The sequence below is a fragment of the Pseudomonas sp. FBCC-B545 genome, from assembly GCF_059134095.1.
The window spans coordinates 2769688-2792277 of the sequence record NZ_CP101441.1 but is presented as its reverse complement, the minus strand read 5'-3'; the positions used below and the strand labels follow the sequence as shown (position 1 = coordinate 2792277).

Here is a 22590-nt window from a genome sequence, read left to right as displayed (position 1 = left end):
CAGCTTAACGAGTGTGGCGAGACCCCTGCTTGCCGCACGGCGACATATTCGGTCAAGAGCCGGTATGCAAGGACCGGGATTGAATATGCCCCCTGCGCACCTTCGATAGCCCATGCCTATTGCGCCAATGTCTATTTTCAATGGCGTCTCAAGGGGGCTGACTCACCAATCAATACATAACTGTGCCCAGTTACAACATCGATGAATGATTACCCTGGCGCAACCGCTTAATATATAAGATCGAGACTCGTCTATGGCAATTTCCCCCACAGCTTCCGCCCCTCCGATAACCTCAGCGCAGTTACCTGAGAACAATGCGCCAGCTGAAAACAGCCCGCCTGTACCCGAAGGCTATCGGCGGTGGCATTTTCCGGGCTTTACGTTCGATGAAAAGGTGAGGCAATACAAAAAAAAGCTGACGCCCGAAGGCGCTACGCCAGAATACTTCAACGAACCACTGCCAAGAAATAACGCGCTCGACAGTGCGGCACAAGACAACTACAAACCCATTAAGTCTCCCAACCAACATACTGCCGTACACATTAAAGGTCAGATCAAACATAAATGGGGAATTGACCTCGACCCGGAAAAGACCTACTTAGTGACCATTGCCTATGACAACTCCCAAAAACCTTACAAAGGTTCCATCGTACAAAAAATATCATTGGCCGACGCTGCGCGTTCAAACGTTCAAGGCAACCCAATGAGCATGAAGGTGCCCAAGCTTCCCGAAGGCGCAGCTCCTCCCTCTATTGAGATAGAACCGATTTCGCGTCACAACGAACCCCCAGGCGCCGATGGCACCTTCCCATTACCCCCTGAGAAGGGCTACCGAACGCACTATCAAGGGATTTACACCGAGCCTTCATCCGAGTCTGCCAATAAATACAGCGCTGACAATCATGTTCCGATTCCGGCTGCCGACTTCCAGCAAATGGTATGGGATCATTCGTACAAAAAGCCTTACGACAATTATTTGGACTTCTACTGGTCACATAACAATACGCGCGACGCTTACACAACACTTAGTAAAATCTCCTTCCTCAAAGCAGCACATAAGCAGCATCACGAACAGTCGCTGGATGAAGAGAGCCGGAAAATCGCTATGCGCCTGGGCGGTATACCTAAAAATGAAACGTATATGGACGCCTCTGCCCAGACATTGAATAAACCTTATGTACCCGATCCCGACCTGGAAACAAAGGTCCTGACGTTTAATGGCTTCAAGTCCATCGACATTTTCTATACCCGAGACACTAAAACCAACAAAACGCTCTTGTATATTCCGGGAAATTCCTCCCCCCTTCATGCTTTTGACTCGCCCGCAGCGATGAATGAATGGCTGGGTGAACAGTTAAAAGACAAGGAAAAAGCCGAGGCATTCAGAAAGCATTTCTCGCAGTCGATTCAGGGTTCGTCTTTATTCAAAGCCGGATTCGAAAAGAGCCTTGAGTTATTTCACCAGCGACTACAGCAACCAGGCCATGTGGCCTTTCACAAACAACGTGGAGACTGGGAGGAGGGCGAAATATTCGGCGGTGATAAAATTGAGGGGGACCCTTTCAAGGAGCTTCAGCGAAATACAGAATCCGCGATGAAAGAGAGTACCAGCCAGCAATTCGTTCTTAATAGCGACCACACAAAAAACCAGATTCTCAAGGCCGGCAAGTACCTAGACATCATGCTCTTATTCGCGACCCCTCTGGGGATTGCGCTCCCTCCCGTCGGCATATTGCTCACTGGCCTGAACATTGCCTCGGGCGTACTGAAGCTAGGCGTCGGTATAGATGACAAAGTCCACAACCGCCCAGACGCCGATAACCGAATAACCTACGGTGTGTTCAATGCCATCAAACCTGTAGTTACAGCAGGGCTGGGTAATGCCATAAAGCCAGTTGTCGCACCCGCCATCCCGCTTTTGAAACAGATGGTCTTGAATTCATGACCCCCGACCGGGCTGATCTTTCATTGAGACCCAGACAGATCCAGCAACTTAATTCGGCATAATCACCAACGGACTGGCAAAATCGAGGTTTTAGCACCCACGCGTGCTGTTTCTAGAGGACCGCCCATGCAATTGACCACCGAGCGCCTGCTCGTCAACCCCTGTGACGACGAAGAAGACAACATGGCCATGCTTTGCTGCCATGGCAGGAACGGCGAAATGTTCATGCTGACCCGCTATCCAGACGAAGATGAAGTGGAACTGACCTGGGATTACGAGCCGTCTACGCTGGATGGGCTGAAAGTCACCTTGAGTGATAAAACCCTGCTTATTGAACTGGCTGCCGGTGATGCCGATGCGCTGGGGGGCAAGGATCAGTTGGAGATCATTCACACCACTGCGGCGGCTGATATGGCCGACGTGCAAGAGACTCTGCAGAACATCCTCAAAAACACCGGCACTTTCAGCCGGATCTGAGCAGAATACCCGTTGCACTGCTGATCAAATGTGGGAGGGGGCTTGCGCGCGAAGGCGTCGGCCCAGTAAACATTGATGCTGGCTGACCCGGCATTAGGGCAAGCCCCCTCCCCATTGATATTCTTCCTACAATTTTTGCCAAAAATACTCGTTACGTCGTTAGTCGCCACCCTTTCGATGCATTAAAGTAGACGCCCCAGGGCCTTGGCATGTTTTACACCCCCAGGCTCATCTTTCCAGGAACCGTCATCGATGGAACATCGTGAAGCGCTGCTTGCGCTGCGAACCTTTCTTTCTACGCAGATTCTCGGCCAGGAAAAACTCATCGATCGCCTGCTGATCGCCCTTCTCGCCGATGGCCACATGCTGGTCGAAGGCGCACCCGGGCTGGCCAAGACCAAGGCGATCAAGGAGTTGGCCGAAGGCATCGAAGCGCAGTTCCATCGTATCCAGTTCACCCCCGACCTGTTGCCGGCCGACATCACCGGCACCGAGATCTATCGCCCGGAAACCGGCAGTTTCGTATTTCAACAAGGGCCGATCTTCCACAACCTGGTATTGGCCGACGAAATCAACCGCGCCCCGGCCAAGGTCCAGTCGGCCTTGCTCGAAGCCATGGCCGAACGCCAGGTCAGCGTGGGCCGCAGCACCTATGAGCTGTCGCCGCTGTTCCTGGTGATGGCCACCCAGAACCCCATCGAGCAGGAAGGCACTTACCCACTGCCCGAAGCCCAGCTCGACCGCTTCCTGATGCACGTCAAGATTGGCTTTCCGGACGCAACCGTGGAGCGGCGCATCCTGCAACAGGCCCGTGGCGAAGCACTCAATGGCGAAACCAAGCCCGAGCGCCGCGTCAGCCAGCAAGCGATCTTCGCCGCGCGCAAGGAAATCCTCGGCCTGTACATGGCCGATGCGGTGGAGGAATACCTGGTGCAACTGGTGATGGCCACGCGCACCCCGGCCAAGTTCGATGCGGAAATGGCCGAGTGGATCGCCTATGGCGCCAGCCCGCGTGGCTCCATCGCCCTGGATCGTTGTGCTCGCGCCCACGCCTGGCTGGCCGGTCGCGACTTCGTGAGCCCGGAAGATATCCAGGCGGTGTTGTTCGACGTACTGCGTCACCGCATCATCCTGTCGTTCGAGGCCGAAGCCGCCGGGGTTGACCAGGACCGCGTGGTGCAACGCATTCTTGACGTTGTTGCCGTCGCTTGAAGTCGATGAACGCAGGCGATGGTATCCGCGTAACCCTCAGTGAACTGATTGAGATGCGCCACCACGTGCGTGAAGTACAGCTGTTTTCCACGCCGGGCCAGCGCAGCCCATTGATCGGCCTGCACCACTCCAAGCTGCGCGGGCGCGGTGTCGATTTTGACCAGGTGCGCGTGTACCAGGCCGGCGACGACGTGCGCACCATCGACTGGCGCGTCACGGCGCGCACCCAGGAGCCGCACACCAAGTTGTTCCATGAAGAACGCGAGCGGCCGATCTTCATCATGGTCGAACAAAGCTGCCGGCTGTTTTTCGGCTCGGGGCAGATGTTCAAGTCGGTGCTCGCCGCCCAGGCCGCCAGCCTGATCGGCTGGGCGGCGCTGGGGCACAACGATCGGGTCGGCGGCCTGGTATTCGGTGACAGCGAGCACTACGAGATCAAGCCGCGGCGCAGCAAGCAAAGCCTGCTGCAGCTACTCAACCGCCTGGTGCGGGTCAACCAGAGCCTGAACACCGAAAGCCGCCCGGAGGCCGACGCCCTGGGCATGGCCCTGCGCCGTGGTCGCGAGGTGTTGCGCCCGGGCAGCCTGGGGATTGTGATCTGCGATGAACGCGCATTGACCGAAGGCGCCGAGCAACAGCTGAGCCTGCTGTCGCGCCATTGCGACTTGCTGCTGCTGCCGATCTCCGACCCACTGGACCACGCCCTGCCCGCCGCCGGGCTGCTGCGTTTTGCCGAACGTGGCGCGCAATTGGAGCTGGACACGCTGAACATCGACTTGCGCCAAGCCTACAAGGCCCAGGCCGAGGCGCGTATCGCCCGCTGGGAGCGGCTCGCGCAGAAATTGCGCGTGCTGCTGATGCCCTTGAGCACCCAGAGTGAAATGGTCGAGCAACTGCGCGAATACCTCAACCCGCAACGCCCGGTTAAAAAATAATGAGCAGCCTGGACCAATTGCAACCGCTGATTGCCCCGCCAACCATTGGTTTCTGGCCACCTGCGCCGGGCTGGTGGCTGTTGCTGCTGGTGATCCCACTGCTCGGTTGGGGCCTGTGGTCGTTGCGTCACTTGCTGCCGACCCGCCACCCCGTGGCCCGCGCCGAACAACCGCTGGACCCGTTGCGCATCGCCGCCCTGGCCGAGTTGGCGCTGATGCCCAAGCCTTACGACGGCGCCCCCGCCGGCGCTTGGCTGCAACAACTCAACGGCCTGCTCAAGCGCCTGTGTCGCAACGACTACCCTTACAGCCAGAGCCACACCCTCAACGGGCGCAAATGGCTGGCCTTCCTGGATAACCGCTGCCCCGCGGCCGGCCTGACGCGCTGGATGGTGCTGGTGGAAGGCGCCTACAAACCCGAATGCAAACTCGATGACAAAGCCATCGCCGGCCTGACCCAGGCCGTCGACACCTGGATCCGCAAACATGTTTGAGTTCGCCTGGCCGTGGATCTTCGCCCTGTTGCCTTTGCCCTGGTTGATGCGCCTGGTGCTGCCGGTGGCCGACAGCGGCGAGCCGGCGTTGAAAGTCAGTTACCTCAGCGACCTCGAAGGCCTGGCCCGCCGTCGCGCCCGCGCCAACCTGCCCGGCTGGCGCCAGCAAGCCCCTTTCGTGGTGCTGTGGCTGTTGCTGCTGACCGCCGCCGCCCGCCCGCAATGGCTTGGCGAACCCTTGCCAATTGCTGCCAGTGGCCGGGATCTGCTGGTGGCGGTCGACGTGTCCGGCTCGATGGACTTCCCCGACATGCACTGGCAGGGCGAAGACGTGAGTCGCTTGTCCCTGGTCAAGCACCTGCTCGGGGACTTTCTGCAGGAGCGTGAAGGTGACCGCGTGGGCCTGATCCTCTTCGGCAGCCAAGCCTATCTGCAAGCACCGCTGACCTTCGACCGGCGCACGGTGCGCACCTGGCTGGACGAAGCGCGCATCGGCATTGCCGGCAAGAACACCGCTATCGGCGATGCCATCGGCCTGGCCCTCAAGCGTCTGCGCCAGCGTCCGGCGCAAAGTCGTGTGCTGATCCTGATCACTGATGGCGCCAATAACGCCGGGCAGATCGATCCGTTGACGGCGGCGCGCCTGGCGGCCGAAGAAGGGGTAAAAATCTACCCGATCGGCATCGGTGCCGACCCCGAGCAAACCGGTTCATTGGGCATCCTCGGCGTGAACCCGAGTCTGGACCTCGACGAGCCGGCGCTCAAAGCCTTGGCCGAAGCCACTGGCGGTCAATATTTCCGCGCCCATGACGGCGAGGAGCTGCAGCAAGTCAAGGAGACGCTCGACACCCTGGAGCCCGTCGAACAACAACCGACCCAAGCGCGCCCGGCCCACGCGTTGTACAGCGCCCCGTTGGCCCTGGCGCTGATCTTGAGCCTGTTGCTGGTGATCCAGGAGCGTTGGCCGAACAACGTTTTACAACGCTGGTTCAACAAGCTGTCGAGCAAGGGGATTTTTCTGCAACAACATCCTGAATGGCGCCAGCGCCTTCAGCGCCTGCGTTTGCGGAGGCGCCGATGATCGTCCTGTGGCCGCATTGGTTGCGCCCGTGGTGGCTGTTGCTGTTGCCGCTGCTTGGCTGGTTACTGTGGCAGTTGTGGCACCGGCAAAAACGCGCCGGGCGCTGGCAGATGATCCTGCCGCCGGCCTTCCATGCCGTATTGCTCAGTGGTGGCAACGGTCGCGAGAGCAAATCGCCCTGGGTGGTGCTCGGCATAGCCTGGCTGTTGGCCGTACTGGCGCTGCTTGGCCCTAGCTGGCAACGGGTGGAACAGTCCAGCCAGAAACCCTCCGATCCGTTGGTGGTACTGCTGGAACTGACCCCGGAAATGCTCGCCACCGACAGCCCGCCCAACCGCCTGGAGCAGGCGCGGCGCAAGCTGTATGACTTGTTGCAAGCGCGCAGCGATGCGCAAACCGCGATCGTCGTATATGCCGGCAGCGCCCACACCCTGGTGCCGCTCTCGGATGACCTGGCCACCAGCCGCAACCTGCTCGAAGCCCTGCGCCCCTCGATCATGCCCGAGCCCGGCCACCGTGCCGACCTGGCGGTTGAAAAGGCCATGGGCCTGCTCAAGCAAGGCGGCCTGGGCCAGGGGCGCCTGCTGCTCGTCGGCTCCTCGCTGTCGAAACAGGAACGCCAAGGCATCCGCCTGCAACTGCAAAGTGCCCAGGCACCGCCCTTGTCGATCCTCGGCATCGGCAGCCGCGAAGGCACGCCAGTGACCCAAGAAAGCGGCGAGTTCCTCAAGGACGACCAGGGCGCGATCCTGGTGCCGCGCCTCGACAGCCCGACCCTCAAGGCCTTCGCCAGTGAAATGGGTGGCCGCTACCGGGCGGCGCGCCTGGATGACAAGGACCTGCGCCAGCTCGGCCTGCTCGACAACGCACAGGCCCTGCGCAACGATGGCCAGTTGCTGCTCCTGGATACCTGGGCCGACCAGGGTTACTGGCTGCTCCTGCCGCTGCTGCTGCTGGCGGCCTGCGCCGGGCGGCGCGGCTGGCTGTTCTGCTTGCCGTTACTGCTGTTGGGCGCCCCGCAGCCCAGCTATGCCTTTGAACTGCAAGACCTGTGGCTGCGCCCCGACCAGCAAGGCCAGTACCTGCTCAAGCACAAGCGCCCGGCCGAAGCCGCCGAACGCTTCCAGGACCCGCAATGGCAAGGCGTGGCGCTGTACGAAGCGGGCAACTACGCCGAGGCCATTAAACGTTTTGCCCAGGGCAGCGACGCCTATTCCCACTACAATCGTGGCAATGCCCTGGCCAAGGCCGGTGAACTGGAAGCCGCCATTGACGCTTATGAACAGGCCCTGGAAGCCCAGCCCGACCTGCAACCGGCGCTGAAAAACAAAGCCCTGGTTGAAACGCTGATGCAGGCGCAAGCGCAGCCCGAGCCGGACCAGCCGACAAAAAACGCAGATGACGAAACCGCCCAACCCGGCCAAACTGCGCAACCGGGCGCCAGCGGGCAAACGGCTCAGGGCGGCGAACAGTCGTCCCAAGGCCAGGGCGAAGCCGGCACTGGTGAGACCCAGGCCGGCGCCACTCCACAGCCAGGCGGTAATGAAGTGCCGCGCAGCGAACTGGGCGACGAGCGCACCACCACGCCGCCCCTGCGCCCAGCCGATACCCGCCTTGAAGGCGAGCGCCGCCAGGCCCTGGAGCAATGGCTGCAAGAGATCCCGGACAACCCCGGCGAGCTGCTGCGGCGCAAATTCTGGTACGAACAGCAACAACATCAGGACACGACTCGATGAGCCGCCGCACCACCCTTCTGCTTCTGCTCGCGATGTCGACAGGCCACGCCCAGGCCGCGAACCTGGTCGCCAGTGTTGACCGCAGCCGCCTCAACTCCGGGGAAACGGTGGAGCTGACGGTGGAATCCAGTGACGTGACCCAGTTCGGCAAGCCGGACCTTTCGCCCCTGGATGCGCAGTTCGAAGTCAGCGGCACTCGCCAGATCAACCAGCTCACCACCCTGGGCGGCGATAACCACGCCACCACCCGCTGGATCATCACCCTGCTGCCCAAGGAAAACGGCACGGTGATCATTCCGCCGCTGCAAGTCGGCGCACTCAAGACCCAGCCGATCACCCTGCAAGTGGTGGAAACCGCCAGCCAGAACACCAGCGCCGAACTGGCCCCGGTGTTTATCGAAGCCAACCTCGACCAGACCAGCGTGTACGTCCAGGCCCAGGCGCTGTTGACCGTGCGCGTATACCACTCGGTATCGCTGTATGACGACAGCAGCCTGACGCCATTGCAGATTCCCGATGCCCGTGTCGAGCAACTGGGCGAGTCGCGCACCTATGAAAAGGTCATCAACAGCATCCGCCATGGCGTGATCGAGACCCGCTACGCCCTCTACCCGCAACACAGCGGCACCGTGATGATTCCGGCGCAGACCTTCAGCGCCACGCTGGTGGAGTCGCGCCCGGCCCAGGAAAACACGCTGCAGGGCACCAAGCCGGGCAAGATGATTCACGTCAGCTCCGCGGCCCTGCCCTTGACCATCAAGCCCAAGCCGGACCTCTACCCCGCCGACGCGCCTTGGCTGCCGGCACGCAATCTGACCCTGAGCGAAGGCTGGAACCCCACGCCGGACCATGTACAAGTCGGCGACTCACTGACACGCAGCCTCACCGTCGAGGCCGAAGGCCTGTCCAGCGCGCAGTTGCCGGCGCTGCCCAGCACTGAAGTCAATGGCCTGCGCCGCTATCCCGATCAACCGGTACTCGGTAACCAGACCAGCGACCGCGGCCTGACCGGCAGCCGTGAAGACCGCGAAGCCCTGGTCCCAACCCGCGCCGGCGCCCTGGAACTGCCGCCGGTTGAAGTGGTGTGGTGGAACACCCACGAAGACCACCTGGAGCACACCAGCCTGCCGGCGCGCACCGTGCAAGTGGCGGTTAACCCAAGCCTGTTGGTGGATACACCTGCCACACCGACCATCATCACCGCCCCCGACGATGAGCGCCTGTGGCAGTGGCAACTGAGCACGCTGCTCCTGGCCTGCACCACCCTGCTGGGCTTCGGTCTCTGGTGGCGTGCCCGCCGGCAACCAGCCGTGCAGCGCGCCGCGCAAACCGGCCCGAGCCCACGCACCTTGCTCGACGACCTCAAGCGTGCCACCCAGGCCAACGACCCCCACGCCACCCGCCAGGCTCTAGACGCCTGGGCCAGGCAACAGCCAGAAACCCTGGCCGACATGGCGGCGCGGTTTGTACCATTGTCAGATGCACTGGATGGCTTAAATGGTGCGCTGTACAGCGAAAGCGGCCAGTACTGGCTGGGTGACGACCTGTGGCGGGCGATCAAGGCCATCCCCGTGGCCGAGCGCGACCAAGACCCGGCGACCGACACCACCAGCTTGCCGCCGCTTTATCCGAAATAATCCAAGGCCCCTGACACTACTCAAATCAACTGTGGGAGGGGCCCCCCCGATGACGGTGGATCAGCCAGACTATCCGTCACTGCCCCACCGTCATCGGGAGCAAGCCCCCTCCCACATTTGCCCTGCGTCGCCTGATCAATATGGTCTCACCGCGCGCTGGATTGTCTGTATCCAAATCCACTAACACCCCATAACCCCTGTGGGAGGGGGCTTGCCCCCGATGGCGGTGTCAGCGACCGGTAAGCTGAGTGACCTCTCACATCAGATCTGGGTCACTCGCAGGCATCCCGTGTGCATTTACAGGTAAACTCCCCTCCTTTTCATCTTCTCCACGGAGTTCGCCTTGCGTCTGTTCCACACCTCCGACTGGCACCTGGGCCAAAACCTCCACGGCCAGGAACGCGACTTCGAACACGCCTGTTTCCTTGAGTGGCTGCTGGGCCAACTCAACGCCCAGCGCCCGGATGTGCTGTTGATCGCCGGGGATATCTTCGACACGGTCAACCCGCCGCTCAAGGCCCAGGAGCGTCTGTATGACTTCATCATCAGCGCCCACGAACAAAACCCGAAACTGACCATCGTGATGATCGCCGGTAACCACGACTCCGGTTCGCGTATCGAATTGCCCGCACCGCTGATGCGCCGCCTGCGCACCCATGCCCTGGGCCGGGTGTTGTGGCTGGACGACGGCCAACTGGATGCCGAACGCCTGCTGATTCCACTGCCCGATGCCAAAGGCAAGATTGCCGCCTGGTGCCTGGCATTGCCCTTCCTGCGCCCGGCGGAAGTCACCGGTGCACAGCTGGGTGATGACTACCTGCGCGGTATCGGCCAGGTGCATGAATGGCTGATCACCGCCGCCAACGCCAAACGCAAGAAAGGCCAGGCGCTGATAGCCATCAGCCATGCGCATATGGCCGGCGGTTCGGTGTCGGAAGACTCCGAGCGCAGCCTGATCATCGGCAACGCCGAGGCGCTGCCGGCCAGCCTTTTCGATAAAAGCGTCGGCTATGTTGCCCTCGGCCATTTGCACAAGCCGCAAAAGGTCAATGGCGAAGAGCGCATTCGCTATAGCGGCTCGCCGATTCCGCTGTCGTTTTCCGAAATCGGCTACAAGCACCAGGTACTCGACGTGATGTTTCAAGGCGAACGGCTGGTCAGCGTCGAGCCGTTGCTGATTCCACGCTCGGTCAACCTGCAACGCCTGGAAGCCGCGCCCCTGGCCGAGATTCTCACGCAACTGGCCGCGCTGCCGGACATCGACCTGCTGGCCGAAACCCAGCGCCACCCCTGGCTGGAAGTGCGCGTGCGCCTCGACGAGCCGCAACCCGACCTGCGCCAGCAGATCGAAACCGCCCTGCAAGGCAAGGCCGTGCGCCTGGTGCGCATCGCCGCCGAATACGCCGGCCAGCGCGGCAACATCGAAACCGACGACGAGCGCTTGATCGAACTCGACCAGCTCACGCCCCAGGAACTGTTCAGCCGTGCCTGGCAGGACAGCTATGGCAGCGAAGTGGATGAACAGACCTTGAAAGACTTCGCCGTGCTGCTCCAGGAAGTACAACAAGCGGGTGAACAACCATGAAGATCCTTGCCATCCGCCTGAAAAACCTTGCCTCCCTGGCCGGCCCGTTCGAAATCGACTTTACCGCCGAGCCCCTGGCCAGTGCGGGCCTGTTTGCCATCACCGGGCCGACCGGTGCCGGTAAAAGTACCCTGCTCGATGCATTGTGCCTGGCGCTGTTTGGCGCGGTGCCGCGTCTGGGCGATACCGGCCAGGCGAAGATGCCGGATGCCGACTCCGATATCTCCATCGGTGACCCGCGCACCCTGATTCGCCGCGGTACCGGTGGCGGCTACGCCGAGGTGGATTTCGTCGGCGTCAGCGGCCGTCGCTATCGCGCGCGCTGGGAAGCCAACCGAGCCCGCGACAAAGCCAGCGGCAAGTTGCAGAACAGCCGGCAAAGCCTGATCGACCTGGACAGCGAGCAACTGCTGGCCAGTCAGAAAACCGAATACAAGACCCAGCTGGAACTGGCCTTGGGCCTGAACTTCGAGCAGTTCACCCGTGCGGTGTTGCTGGCGCAAAGCGAGTTCAGCGCCTTTCTCAAGGCCAATGACAATGAGCGCAGCGAACTGCTGGAAAAGCTCACCGACACCGCGCTGTACACCCAGCTTGGCCGCCGTGCCTTCGACAAGGCCAAGGACGCCAAGGACGCCCACAAACAGTTGCAAGACCAGGCCACCGGCGTAGTGCCCCTGGCCGCCGAAGCCCGTGCCGAGCTGGATCAACAGCTGAACGAAGCCCAGCAACAGCTCAAGACCCGCCAGGCCCAGCTCAAGCAACTGGAGTTGCAGCACACCTGGCTCAAGGAGCTGCATGAATGGCAGGAGCGCCAGCTCAGCGCCGTCGAACAGTTGCAACAAGCCCAACAGCACTGGGACAGCCAAGGCCCGCAACGCCAGGACCTGAGTCGCCTCGACCAGCTGGCGCCGCAACGCCATCAATTCCTGCGCCAGGCAGAACTCGACACCTTGCTGACGCCGCTCGCCGCGCAGATTCAGCAGCACCTCGATCAGCAAGTCGCCCTGCATAGCCGCCAGGAACAGGCGCAACAGCAGCAACTGGCCGCCCACGCGGCATTGGCCGAGGCCCTGAAAAACCAGGCCGACGCCGCGCCCTTGCTGCGCCAGGCCGTGGAAGAACAAAACACCCTCGCCCACTTGACCAGGGAACTGGCCAAGCGCACCGAGGAAAAACAGCAGCACGCAAACGCCTGCACCGAAGGCCAGGCCCTGCTCGATGGTTTGCAAGACAAGCAGGCCCAAGTCGCCGAGCGCCTGCAACGCCTGGCCACCGAGCTTGAGCACAGCGCCGCCCTCGCCCCCTTGAGTGAGGCCTGGAACGCCTACCGCGACCGCCTGCAACAGCTGATGTTGGTCGGCAATCGCCTCAACAAAGGCCAGACCGAACTGCCGCAGCTCGAACAGCGTGCCAACACCGCCGACGCACAGTTCACCCAACAACGTGAAACCCTGGACCTGCTCTACCAGGAAGCCGGTGCTGAACCCCATGCGGTGGCCGAACAGATCCAGTTGCTGGCCAGCCTGCTGCAGGACAATCGCAAGCAACAGCGCGCCTTCGAAGACCTGGCACGCTTGTGGGACAGCCAGCAACAGCTGGATCAACAGGCTGCCACGCTGACGCAGAAACTGACCGACGCTGCGCAACGACGTGAGCAGATGAACCAGGCTGGCCTGCAAACCAAGGCCGAACTCAGTGTTGCCGAGCAAGCCTTGTCGGTGACCAAGCAACTGTTGGAGCGCCAGCGCCTGGCCCGCAGTGCCAGCGTCGAGGAACTACGCGGGCAGTTGCAGGATGACCAACCCTGCCCGGTATGCGGCAGCCACGAGCATCCGTTTCACCAGCCCGAAGCCCTGCTGCAAAGCCTCGGTCGCCACGATGAAAACGAAGAAGCCACGGCACAGAAGGCCGTCGACAGCCTCAAGGAAAAACTCACCGAGTTGCGCGGTGAGGTCGGCGGCCTGATCGCCGAACAAAAGGAATTCCTGCGCCAACAGGAACAGCTGGCTACACAGCAACAGGGCCTGGCACTAAGTCTGCAAGCCCATTCGCTGTCCGCTTCGCTGTTCAATCAGGACGTCGCCCAACGCAGCACCTGGCTGGCCCAACAATTGGCACAGCTGACCCAAAGCATCAGCCAGGACGAACAGCGCCAAAGCGCCCTGCTCAACCTGCAACAAAATGCCGGTCGCTTGCAGCAACAACTGCAAGCGGCCCAGGACGCCAGCCAGCAAGCCCGGCAATTGCTGCTGGACCAGCAGCGCGAACTGGCCAATGACCGCGAACGCCTCGGCGCAGAACTCAACGCCTTCGCCGGCCTGTTGCCCGCCGATACCCTGGAAGGCTTGCGCAGCGACCCCGCGACGACCTTCATGCGCCTCGACCAACAGGTCAGCCAGCGCCTGGAACAGTTGAGCCATCAGCGTGATGAACTGGCCGAGCAGCAAGAGCGCCAACAAGCCATCGAGAAACAACAGACCCACCAGCAACACCGTCAGCAGCAACTCGACACCCTGAATCTGCAGGTCAACGAGTTGGCGGCGCAGCAACAGGTGATCCAGGAAAAACTCAGCGCCTTACTAGGTGACCACCCCAGCGCCGAACACTGGCAGCAACAGCTGGAGCAGAGCATCGAGCAGTCACGCCAGGCAGAGAACGATGCCAACCAGCAACTGCACGCCATGCACACGGCCCTGGTGCAGGTGGCGGCGGACCTCAAGGCCCTGCAGGAACGCCAGCAAGCACTGCAAGCTGAGCAACACAACCTGGCCACGCGCGTCACCGAGTGGCGCGCCCTGCACCCTGAACTGGATGACGACGGCCTGACACGCTTGCTGGCCTTCGATGAAGCCCAGGTCACGCAACTGCGCCAGCAGCTGCACAACAGCGAAAAAGCCGTCGAGCAGGCCAAGGTATTGCTGCAAGAGCGTGAACAACGCCTGGCCGAACACCAGGCATTGCACAACGGTAATCTGGACGCCGAGCAATTGGACAACAGCCTGGCGACGCTGAATCAGCAACTGGCCGACGGCGAGAAACACTGCGCGGAACTGCGCGCACGTCAATCTGAAGACCAGCGCCGCCAGGACGCCAACCAGGCCCTCACCGAACAGATCACCAAGGCTTACGAAGAGTGGCAACGCTGGGCGCGCCTGAATGCGCTGATCGGCTCGGCCACCGGCGATACCTTCCGCAAGATCGCCCAGGCCTATAACCTCGATTTGCTGGTGCACCACGCCAACGTACAACTGCGCCAACTGGTGCGCCGCTACCGGCTTAAACGTGGCGGCAGCATGCTCGGCCTGCTCGTGATGGACACCGAGATGGGCGACGAACTGCGCTCGGTGCACTCGCTCTCGGGTGGCGAAACCTTCCTGGTGTCGTTGGCGCTGGCCCTGGGCCTGGCGTCCATGGCGTCGAGTACCTTGAAGATCGAATCGCTGTTTATCGACGAAGGTTTCGGCAGCCTCGACCCCGAGTCGCTGCAATTGGCCATGGACGCCCTGGACGGCTTGCAGGCCCAGGGCCGCAAGGTCGCGGTGATCTCCCACGTGCAGGAAATGCACGAACGCATCCCGGTGCAGATCCAGGTCAAGCGCCAGGGTAATGGCTTGAGTACTTTGGAGGTCAAGTGAGCGAGGCGCTGCTGTATTCGTTCCGGCGTTGCCCCTATGCGATGCGGGCACGCCTGGCGTTGCGTTATTCAGGCGTGGCGGTGCGCATTGTCGAAGTCAGCCTGAAAGCCAAGCCGGCCGAGATGCTGGCGCTGTCGCCCAAGGGTACGGTGCCAGTGTTGAGCGTGCAGGGTCGAGTGCTCGAAGAAAGCCTGGACATCATGCAATGGGCCCTGGCGCAGCACGATCCTGATGATTGGGCGCTCAAGGGCAACCCTGCGGTATTGGCGCTGATAGCCGAGAATGATCAGGCGTTCAAACATCAATTGAATCGATACAAGTATGCCGAGCGCTACCCGGGGCAGCCGATGGAACATTATCGGGCCGAGGGCGAGGTGTTCTTGCAGAAGCTGGAGGATTTGCTGGCGAGTCGGGAGTATTTGCTCGCCGATCACCTGAGCCTGGCGGATGTGGCGCTGGCGCCATTTGTACGGCAGTTTGCTCATGTGGATCGAGAGTGGTTTGCGGCTACGCCCTATCGGCGATTGCAGGCTTGGTTGCAGCGGTTTCTTGAGTCGCCGCTATTTGTTGCAGTAATGGCAAAATCTTAAAACCAACACAATCAAACTGTGGGAGGGGGCTTACCCCTCCCACAGTTTGATCTTCATTAAGCCTGGGTTTTATGATCCAGCGCCGCGTAGAAGTTGGCGCTCTGTTGCAGGTATTTCTGGGTATAGGCGGTAACGCTGGATTTTTTGCCGGTGACTTCCACGCTGGCAGCGGCTGGCAATGCTACGGTGGCGGAAACAGCGGAAGCAGCGATGATGGAGAAGAGATTCAAGTTCATGGCGGTAACCCTTGTGTTCGTTTGGTTGAGTGGCCGGTGGAGGCCTTGGAACTCAACTTACGCCCGAGGGTTTGACCTTAGAAATGCTTTGAAACAGTAGCTGCTATCAATGCAATTAATACAAAGGCTCAGGCCCCGCAATGCGGGGCCTGTGGCTTATTGACGCACCAGGAACTTGATGTCGCTGGGCGCATCGATCGGCAACTTCTGCACGGTTTTACCCAGCAGGCCAGTCTCGGGGTCGCGTTCTATCACCACGATTTCATTGCTTTTCTGGTTGGCGGTCAGCAGGAACTTGCCGCTGGGGTCGAGGCTGAACTCGCGTGGGTGATCACCTTCGACGGAGCGGCGCTGGACTTCCTTGAGGTGCGCGGTGGCCGGATCGATGCTGAACACCAGCAACTGATTGGCCGTGCCACGGTTGCTTACATAGAGGAACTTGCCATCGCTTGAAGCATGCAACGCAGCACCGGCCTTGTCGGATACCGGTTGGCCGGCGGCATAGTCCAGCAACTGGGTTTGCGTCAGCTTGCCGTCGTTATAGTCGAACACGGCGACTTGGGCGCTCATCTCGGTAGTCAACCAGGCGTGTTTGCCGTCAGCGCTGAACAGCAAGTGGCGCGGGCCACTGCCCGGCGGCAACTGCACCGAAGGCGGGTTCGCGGGGGTCAGCGGCAGTTCGTGATTGGCCTTGGGGTCATATTGGTAGACAAACACCTTGTCCGCCCCCAGGTCCTGTACGAATACATACTTGCCATCCGGCGACGACACCACCGAATGCACATGGTTGGAGGCCTGGCGCTCAGGGTTCACCCGGCTGGCCGGGTGCCCGCTCAACTGCACCGGGGCCGAGAGCTTGCCCTCGCCGTCTACCGGCAGGATCGCCAGGCTGCCGCCCGGGTCTTCCAGCACCGAATAATTGGCGACGAACAGGTGGCGGCCATCGGCGGCGACGCTGGAATGGGTAGGCTCATTGCCCAGGCTCTGAACCTGGTTGATCAGGGTGAGCTGATAGTTCTTTGGGTCGATGCGGTAGCTGCTGACACGGCCGACCGGGTCTTTCTGGCCCGGGCCGTTCTCGTTGACCACAAACAGGTACTTCTGGTCCTGGGAAACCGTCAACCACGAGGGGTTGGCCGTCTTGGCAGCCAGTACGGGCTGGCCGCTGAACTGGCCGGTTCGGCTGTCAAACTGCAGCCGGTAGATCCCTTCGCTGGTACCGGCGGTGTAGCTGCCCACCAACAGTTCATAGGTGTCAGCCGGTGCAGCCTGCACCGACATGGCACCGACGCTGCCCGCCATCAACAGGGGCCAGAATTTACGCATCAACATCGGCTTGATCCTCATCGTTATTGTTGCCGGTGAAGGCGCTCATGCAGATCAGGCGGTGCTCGCCTGAATCACCGGTCAGGGTCCAGCTTTGCAGGGTGTCGTCAAACCTGGCCGCCTGGACCTGGGCCAGGTTGAATGCCCAGCGTTTTTCAGCACGGCCGTCCATGGCGGTGATCAGCAGCTTTGCGGCGTCAAGCGTGAAGTCAAAGGCGTGCAGGCCATCGATTTCAAGCATGTCGCAGGTGGCAAGGACGGTCGTGAGGGTCGCAGTTTCGGCAGTCATAACATCAGTCGTTCAGAGGAAAGACCTCATGATAGGTCAAATTGTTGCATCAACCTAAAACCCTGCTTTCAACCCTTCAGGCCATTTACATGCTGCGATAATTGCCGCACCCCGCTTGAGCCCGCGCAGCATCGGCATTTGCCGGCGATACATCACTTTCGGAAACAGTTGATTATCCGCTGTCCATTTCATGGTTAAGCGCTGGTCGGTAGTTTCCGCTCACCTGTTGCCTCAATGCGCCCAGGGTTAAATCGCTACGCCGAGCACGATCTCAACGACAAGGAAGCTATATGATGATCCATGGAAATCACCCTAACCGCCTTTTTGACCACACCTTGAGCCCTTTACCGCTTGCGCCCGTTACCCGTAAGCCGGGTGAAGTGTCCGAAACAACCCTTGGCAGCCACTCCGACGCCTCACCCCAAACAGGCCACGACCAATCACTGCGCAGACGCCGGCGCGATACCACCGTTCATTACGATGTATCGGCGGGGTCGTCATCGCTCAGGTCCGGCTTGACCTTTGTGCCGCTGAACCCGTCGCCTGCCGTTACGATTTCAACACCGCAGCCCGCTACCGACGTCACTGCCAACACGGTCGCACACCAATTCGCTGGCCGGCCCACGCTTCGCTCAGTGGTGTCGAACTTACTCAGCGACGCCATCACAAACCTGTACCCCACCTTGGCGTTTGACCCTGAATACACAGCGCTGGCCGAACCCATTTCCAACAACCCCCCCCAATACTGCTTGACCCCTTTGCTGGACCTGGCCCTGGAATACCTGACCCGCGACGGCGAGCTGGACTTTACCGATAGACACTCACTAGCTTGCACGCTGATTGATCAAGCCACGGGCCATACGCTCAAGCCGGGGCCCTTGGCGGGAGCGCTGGTGCCAGGCATCGATATGCAGGCCGTTGAACTGATCATCCGCAGCCTGCGAACTACGCTCAAGAGCGGGTTCGAACAAGCGCTGGTTCGCCATTTCACCGGCAACGCCTATTCCGCCCAAAACACCCTCGGCGCTGAGACAAGCCGTTGGCTATGGCTCAGTGACACACTCAGGGACACCCTCAGAACCGCTGCGTTGAAACAGCCAGGGCTCACTGAATTGCAACGCCAAACCCTCGATCAGGTCGCAACCTACCCGGATCGTGCGCAACGCCAAGCTGCACATGGAAACGCTGCGGCCAAGGTGTTTATCCTCGATACCACCATAAGCCACGGCGCCACTCAATACGCTCAGTTCAGCCCTGACCTGTTAATCACACGAGAGGTCGCCGGTCGTACGCAGGTGTTGCATACAACCCCTGCTGGGGTCGTGACACCGTATGACTCATTACAGGCATTCGGCCAAGCCTGGGGGCGAAACCAGGAGAAAGCATTTGTCTTCGATAGCCTTGACTGGAAGCGCCAGGAGCCCGACGCGAACATTTTTGATACACAAGCGGCACTCATCCTCAATGCCATGGTGGAAAACGTGGCGTCCATTGATCTTCCGACGTCGGGTACGCTTGATCAGCTGGAACAGGCATTTTCCCAGGCAAGCGACCCGAGCCCCTGGTTTACCGGCGCCTATGCTGCGAATGCTGCCGAGGTTGGGCGACTGCTTGATAATTTGCCAGCCTGGCTCAAAAACGCCAACGAAGCGGAGCGCGACACCTATCGGCATCATTCACTGGCACTGGCCAGTAGCGTCAAGCGCAACGACGGCCGTACATTCCTCGACGGTATCCCCGATATCCGCAGCTATACCGAGCAACAGCTGGACGAGCAATTGTCCGGCAAGGGCTACACGGCGAAGGATGTGGAAGTGGTGTTCAAGGTTGCCGTAGGTAACCTGGGCAGCGGCTACATCGAACGGGTGAAGATGAGCCTGGTCGACATGGCCCTGGAAAACCTAGCAGGCTTGCCCAAAGGGCAGATGGAGGTTCATCTGCGAGGGCAACCGGTCAGCGACCCGCAAATGCCGCAAATGCTCAAGAACCTGATCAACCGCGTTGATATCGGTCAGCACTACCCACAACTGTTGAAGCGCGAACTTCTCAGCGACACCGAGCTATCTCGGGATCGGACCGCGCGTTTTGTCGAACAGGTGCCGATCCAGCTCGCCATGCAGGCGCTGGAACTCAAACTCAAGGGCGAGGCCGGCATCAGCACCCAGGGTTATCGTTTTATTGAGGCGATCATCCAGCCTGGCGCGGGCAGCAAACAGGTAGACGGACAAGAGATCACCGTGCGCCCCCTGGCATTTGTACGCAAGCAGGGGGCCACACCGGACCAGGTCGACAATATGTTTTTGATCGAACCGCTGAACGCCACCAGCGGCCCGCATCTGCTCTATCGTCCGCAGATGAAGCCTGCCTTGCTCGAATTTGCCAGCCGCGAGGCACTGCTGGAGGCCATCCGCAAGCCTGGCCCGTTGCAAGAAAGCGTTCTGGCCTGGTTGAAGGATGACCGGGTCCGAGCGGTCTATGGCAATGGCGGTTTTCGCACGCCGAATATTTCACGCTACTCCGTATTCAATGAGTTCGACCCGCCCACCACGCCCAAGCCCACGACCCTTGCGGTCGACGGTTATGCGGGCGCCACCGCGCTACGCCAAGACCTGCTCAACGGCGACCTGATGAAGCATTGGTTCCACTCCAACGCGAATAGCCTGATCACCCTGGCAGAAGGCCAATCTTCCTCCGACGCTGAAAGCCGCTGGGCCTCGCACAAGGAACTCGGCTGGCTGTTGTTCAACACATTGCTGCCGGTATTGCGTGGGCCCGGGGCGATGGCAGGTTGGTTATTGCAATTGGCCAACAGCGAAGAAGACATCAAGCGGCTCTCCACACCAAACGACCCGGACCCGACTTCAGCGGTGATCGACCTGCTGATCAATTTGGGCATGACGCTGACCCATGCTCCGACCGGCGAGCCTGGCAAGCCAGCGCGGTCCTTTGAACACTTCAAGCAGGACGCCCATTCCGACAGCCTCGGTCCGCGCCCTCGCGACAGCAATCAGCCAATAACACGCCAGGCTGTGATCCATCAGGACCCAACGCCTCCCTCCTCCGGCAATTTTGGCGGCGACGGTACGGCCATCGATATCCGCTTATCCAGCCCGCGAGGCTTGACGCCAAGCCTGCTTGCGCACATCGACTCGTTCAAAGTAACGGCACCGACCGCCCCTGGCTCGCCCATCGCCGAAGGTATCAAGAAAGGCCTGTACCAAGTGAACGACAAGTTGTACGCCAATATCGACAATCACTGGTATCGCGTAGCGATCGACCTGGACGGCCCTTTCGTTATTGATGAACAGAACAAGGCACGTACGGCGCCGCCCATACAACGCGATGCCCAGGGTCGTTGGTATTTTGACGTCGCCCCCAAGCTCAAGGGCGGAATGCTGAAAAACAAGAGCCCGCAGGAGACGGTCATAGCAGACCTGCAAGCGCAGAAACAAGTAAAAACGACCTACAAGCGCAGCTTCCGGGAAGCGACCAAATTGGCAGAGTCCCATGCAACCAAAATCGATAAGATCAAAACCAGCCTCTCCGAGTACGAGACCGCTCGAAAAAAGCTCAAGACGCTTCGCAACCTATCCAGTAGTGAGGATGCAGCACAGCGATTTCTTGCGCCCTATCTGGAACAGTGCCAGGTCACCAAGGCGCTCAAGAGTAATCTGGACCAGCAACTCCAGGCGCTCAAGCCGCTGACACAAGCCCTCAAGGCGGCCAGCGAAAAAACCATTGAAATTATTGCGCCAAAAAAAATCGGCGGGATCGACGACTCGTCCCAATTCAAACAGGACCGCTCTGCCATATACCAAGGCATCCTGCACGCCCTGATTGAAATAGATAATATTTACACGGCTCTGTTCAACGACGCCCGCTACATTGGAGTGGACGGCGCCTCGCTGGAGGAGTTGATGCAGCAGTCCAATAACGGCTCCAGGATCGCTTACGATGAGTCAATGGAGGTGTCCGAAGTGGCCTATCACGCTACTGAGAATCTATTGGCGTCGAGGCAGGCGGTCAGTGATGCATTTGATCAGTGGAAGAAAGACTCCCCCTTTGGTAATAAAAAGGCCGAGGAGTACATCAAAGAGCGCTACACCGCCCCTCCCGCCGCCAGAATACTGACATCAAAACTGAACAGGATGTCGTTCCTCAAGCTAATGACCACAACATGGCCAGCCCGCAGCGCAGAGGCAACCAATCGCCTGCAAATGAAACGTTTCCTGACAGAATCCCTGAAAAGCGAAATGGCCGCTTTTAACGATCTGCGCCAATACACCGGCTACACCTTAAGCGAGCGCAATGCCACACTGACTACCATTATCACTAAATACAAACAGGTATTAAGCGATAGCGTTCTTATGCAGGAGGAGTATCCGGAGCTCTTTCGGGCGCAATACCACCAGCGTTTCACCGAGGTGCTCAATGAGCTCATCGCCGAAGCGGAGGCCGAGTTGGTCCAGGTCGTCGAAGAAGAGCAGTTTCTGATTCCAGCAGCGCCCGCACGCAGCGACCAACAGACCAGACCGCGTAATCAACGCGTGTTCAAGACCGAACACAAGGAGACCTTGCTCGGCACCCTACGCGCCCCGGAACCCGGTCAGACTTTTGATATTGTCGATGTGCTCGACCCACAAAGCGGCCAACCCGTGGCGAGCTACAGCGACCACTCGGATGTGGATGGTCGTGGATGGGTAAGAATCATCCCTGCTGAGCCCGTACAAACGACCCATGAGTCTTCCCCCACGAAGTCCTTGGCGAGCTACAAGAGAGAGGTACAAGCGCTGATAGATGGCACAGTCAATATCGAACGTTCAATTCGCTTCCAGAAGACGAAGCTTGCCGATCCGCTGCGACGCGACAACCTTTCCCCCAAGGATTGGTACGACATGCTGCAGGCACCGGCCAGCCAACTCAAGGTAATGGCGGAGCAAGCCGAAGCCAGCCATCACGCCAAGCCTGAAACGGCCGAATTGGTTGCACGATGGCGAGCCACCGCTGAAGAGTTGCTGCACAAAGCCCGCCAACATGCGGCGGACGGCTATCTGGTTCAGCCGCCGACTGCGGAAAATGTAGACTTCTTGTGGCGCAATGGTTTTGTCGATATCAACTTGGTGAAGCGGGACACGCCTACAGAGAGTGGTGATTTCTTCACCGAATACTCCGTTCGCCAAAAAGGCCAAGAAAAACCGATATGGTATGCCCACTTTCACTACCCAAAGGCAAACTGGCCACACGCCGATTACACAGCTGCGCATCTGAAAATCGCATCCCAGCAGCTCAAAACCCAAAAGGACTTGATTCGCGAAGCGGGAAAAAATGGCACCGTGGAGAAAATAATCAGAGCCAGGATCACAGCGCCTCTGGATGAGAAGTTGTTCCTGAGATTGTGAGCCTAAGCCTTAG

General features: G+C 60.1%; 15 protein-coding genes. 12 read left to right on the top strand and 3 right to left on the bottom strand.

Annotated elements, in window-relative coordinates; translation table 11 throughout:
• Positions 1-253: 253 nt before the first annotated feature.
• The 11 genes from NMB39_RS12935 to NMB39_RS12885 all read left to right on the top strand — a co-directional run bounded on the left by NMB39_RS12935 (position 254) and on the right by NMB39_RS12885 (position 15327).
• Positions 254-1945 (top strand): dermonecrotic toxin domain-containing protein, encoded by a 1692-nt coding sequence (locus tag NMB39_RS12935; RefSeq protein WP_494339119.1) that lies wholly within the window; start codon positions 254-256, stop codon positions 1943-1945.
• 126 nt (positions 1946-2071) lie between these two features.
• A complete protein-coding gene (locus tag NMB39_RS12930; RefSeq protein ID WP_057025268.1) occupies positions 2072-2422 on the top strand; it encodes a hypothetical protein in 351 nt (116 codons plus the stop codon).
• A gap of 252 nt (positions 2423-2674) precedes the next feature.
• On the top strand, positions 2675-3634 hold the full coding sequence (locus tag NMB39_RS12925) for an AAA family ATPase (RefSeq protein ID WP_494339120.1): 960 nt from the start codon (positions 2675-2677) through the stop codon (positions 3632-3634).
• A gap of 5 nt (positions 3635-3639) precedes the next feature.
• Positions 3640-4569, top strand: a complete 930-nt coding sequence (locus NMB39_RS12920; protein WP_057014814.1) for a DUF58 domain-containing protein — start codon at positions 3640-3642, stop codon at positions 4567-4569.
• The gene (locus NMB39_RS12915; protein WP_057025267.1) at positions 4569-5063 is read left to right on the top strand and encodes a DUF4381 domain-containing protein; all 495 of its coding nucleotides are present in this window, start codon (positions 4569-4571) and stop codon (positions 5061-5063) included. The genes NMB39_RS12920 and NMB39_RS12915 overlap by 1 nt, the downstream gene beginning before the upstream one ends.
• Entirely contained in the window at positions 5056-6144 is a 1089-nt protein-coding gene (locus tag NMB39_RS12910; protein WP_057025266.1) for a vWA domain-containing protein, read from the top strand. Before NMB39_RS12915 ends, NMB39_RS12910 begins: the two co-directional genes overlap by 8 nt.
• Entirely contained in the window at positions 6141-7880 is a 1740-nt protein-coding gene (locus NMB39_RS12905; RefSeq protein WP_198720674.1) for a tetratricopeptide repeat protein, read from the top strand. Before NMB39_RS12910 ends, NMB39_RS12905 begins: the two co-directional genes overlap by 4 nt.
• Positions 7877-9517 carry a BatD family protein gene (locus tag NMB39_RS12900; RefSeq protein ID WP_306958079.1) on the top strand — a complete coding sequence of 547 codons (1641 nt, stop codon included), beginning with the start codon at positions 7877-7879 and terminating at the stop codon, positions 9515-9517. Before NMB39_RS12905 ends, NMB39_RS12900 begins: the two co-directional genes overlap by 4 nt.
• A 343-nt stretch (positions 9518-9860) precedes the next feature.
• Positions 9861-11102, top strand: coding sequence for an exonuclease SbcCD subunit D C-terminal domain-containing protein (locus NMB39_RS12895; protein ID WP_306958080.1), 1242 nt, complete (start codon positions 9861-9863; stop codon positions 11100-11102).
• Positions 11099-14737, top strand: coding sequence for an SbcC/MukB-like Walker B domain-containing protein (locus NMB39_RS12890; protein ID WP_494339121.1), 3639 nt, complete (start codon positions 11099-11101; stop codon positions 14735-14737). The genes NMB39_RS12895 and NMB39_RS12890 overlap by 4 nt, the downstream gene beginning before the upstream one ends.
• On the top strand, positions 14734-15327 hold the full coding sequence (locus NMB39_RS12885) for a glutathione S-transferase (RefSeq protein WP_057025261.1): 594 nt from the start codon (positions 14734-14736) through the stop codon (positions 15325-15327). Before NMB39_RS12890 ends, NMB39_RS12885 begins: the two co-directional genes overlap by 4 nt.
• A gap of 56 nt (positions 15328-15383) precedes the next feature.
• Here the strand turns inward: NMB39_RS12885 and NMB39_RS12880 are convergent, their stop codons facing one another.
• The 3 genes from NMB39_RS12880 to NMB39_RS12870 all read right to left on the bottom strand — a co-directional run bounded on the left by NMB39_RS12880 (position 15384) and on the right by NMB39_RS12870 (position 17178).
• On the bottom strand, positions 15384-15563 hold the full coding sequence (locus NMB39_RS12880; RefSeq protein WP_043050891.1) for a hypothetical protein: 180 nt from the start codon (positions 15561-15563) through the stop codon (positions 15384-15386).
• A 156-nt stretch (positions 15564-15719) separates the two neighbouring features.
• The gene (locus NMB39_RS12875) at positions 15720-16895 is read right to left on the bottom strand and encodes a lactonase family protein (protein WP_494339122.1); all 1176 of its coding nucleotides are present in this window, start codon (positions 16893-16895) and stop codon (positions 15720-15722) included.
• Positions 16882-17178 (bottom strand): DUF5629 family protein, encoded by a 297-nt coding sequence (locus NMB39_RS12870; protein ID WP_057025259.1) that lies wholly within the window; start codon positions 17176-17178, stop codon positions 16882-16884. Before NMB39_RS12870 ends, NMB39_RS12875 begins: the two co-directional genes overlap by 14 nt.
• A 290-nt stretch (positions 17179-17468) precedes the next feature.
• On the opposite strand from NMB39_RS12870, the gene NMB39_RS12865 reads away from it, so the two are divergent.
• Positions 17469-22577: a dermonecrotic toxin domain-containing protein gene (locus tag NMB39_RS12865; protein ID WP_231989026.1), complete on the top strand. Its 5109-nt coding sequence runs from the start codon at positions 17469-17471 to the stop codon at positions 22575-22577.
• Positions 22578-22590 lie beyond the last annotated feature (13 nt).

Bases quoted from the DNA above. Each gene is read 5' to 3' on its own strand.
- NMB39_RS12935 (WP_494339119.1), top strand. From the start codon at position 254: ATGGCAATTTCCCCCACAGCTTCCGCCCCTCCGATAACCTCAGCGCAG.
- NMB39_RS12930 (WP_057025268.1), top strand. From the start codon at position 2,072: ATGCAATTGACCACCGAGCGCCTGCTCGTCAACCCCTGTGACGACGAA.
- NMB39_RS12925 (WP_494339120.1), top strand. From the start codon at position 2,675: ATGGAACATCGTGAAGCGCTGCTTGCGCTGCGAACCTTTCTTTCTACG.
- NMB39_RS12920 (WP_057014814.1), top strand. From the start codon at position 3,640: ATGAACGCAGGCGATGGTATCCGCGTAACCCTCAGTGAACTGATTGAG.
- NMB39_RS12915 (WP_057025267.1), top strand. From the start codon at position 4,569: ATGAGCAGCCTGGACCAATTGCAACCGCTGATTGCCCCGCCAACCATT.
- NMB39_RS12910 (WP_057025266.1), top strand. From the start codon at position 5,056: ATGTTTGAGTTCGCCTGGCCGTGGATCTTCGCCCTGTTGCCTTTGCCC.
- NMB39_RS12905 (WP_198720674.1), top strand. From the start codon at position 6,141: ATGATCGTCCTGTGGCCGCATTGGTTGCGCCCGTGGTGGCTGTTGCTG.
- NMB39_RS12900 (WP_306958079.1), top strand. From the start codon at position 7,877: ATGAGCCGCCGCACCACCCTTCTGCTTCTGCTCGCGATGTCGACAGGC.
- NMB39_RS12890 (WP_494339121.1), top strand. From the start codon at position 11,099: ATGAAGATCCTTGCCATCCGCCTGAAAAACCTTGCCTCCCTGGCCGGC.
- NMB39_RS12880 (WP_043050891.1), bottom strand. From the start codon at position 15,563: ATGAACTTGAATCTCTTCTCCATCATCGCTGCTTCCGCTGTTTCCGCC.
- NMB39_RS12875 (WP_494339122.1), bottom strand. From the start codon at position 16,895: ATGTTGATGCGTAAATTCTGGCCCCTGTTGATGGCGGGCAGCGTCGGT.
- NMB39_RS12870 (WP_057025259.1), bottom strand. From the start codon at position 17,178: ATGACTGCCGAAACTGCGACCCTCACGACCGTCCTTGCCACCTGCGAC.
- NMB39_RS12865 (WP_231989026.1), top strand. From the start codon at position 17,469: ATGATGATCCATGGAAATCACCCTAACCGCCTTTTTGACCACACCTTG.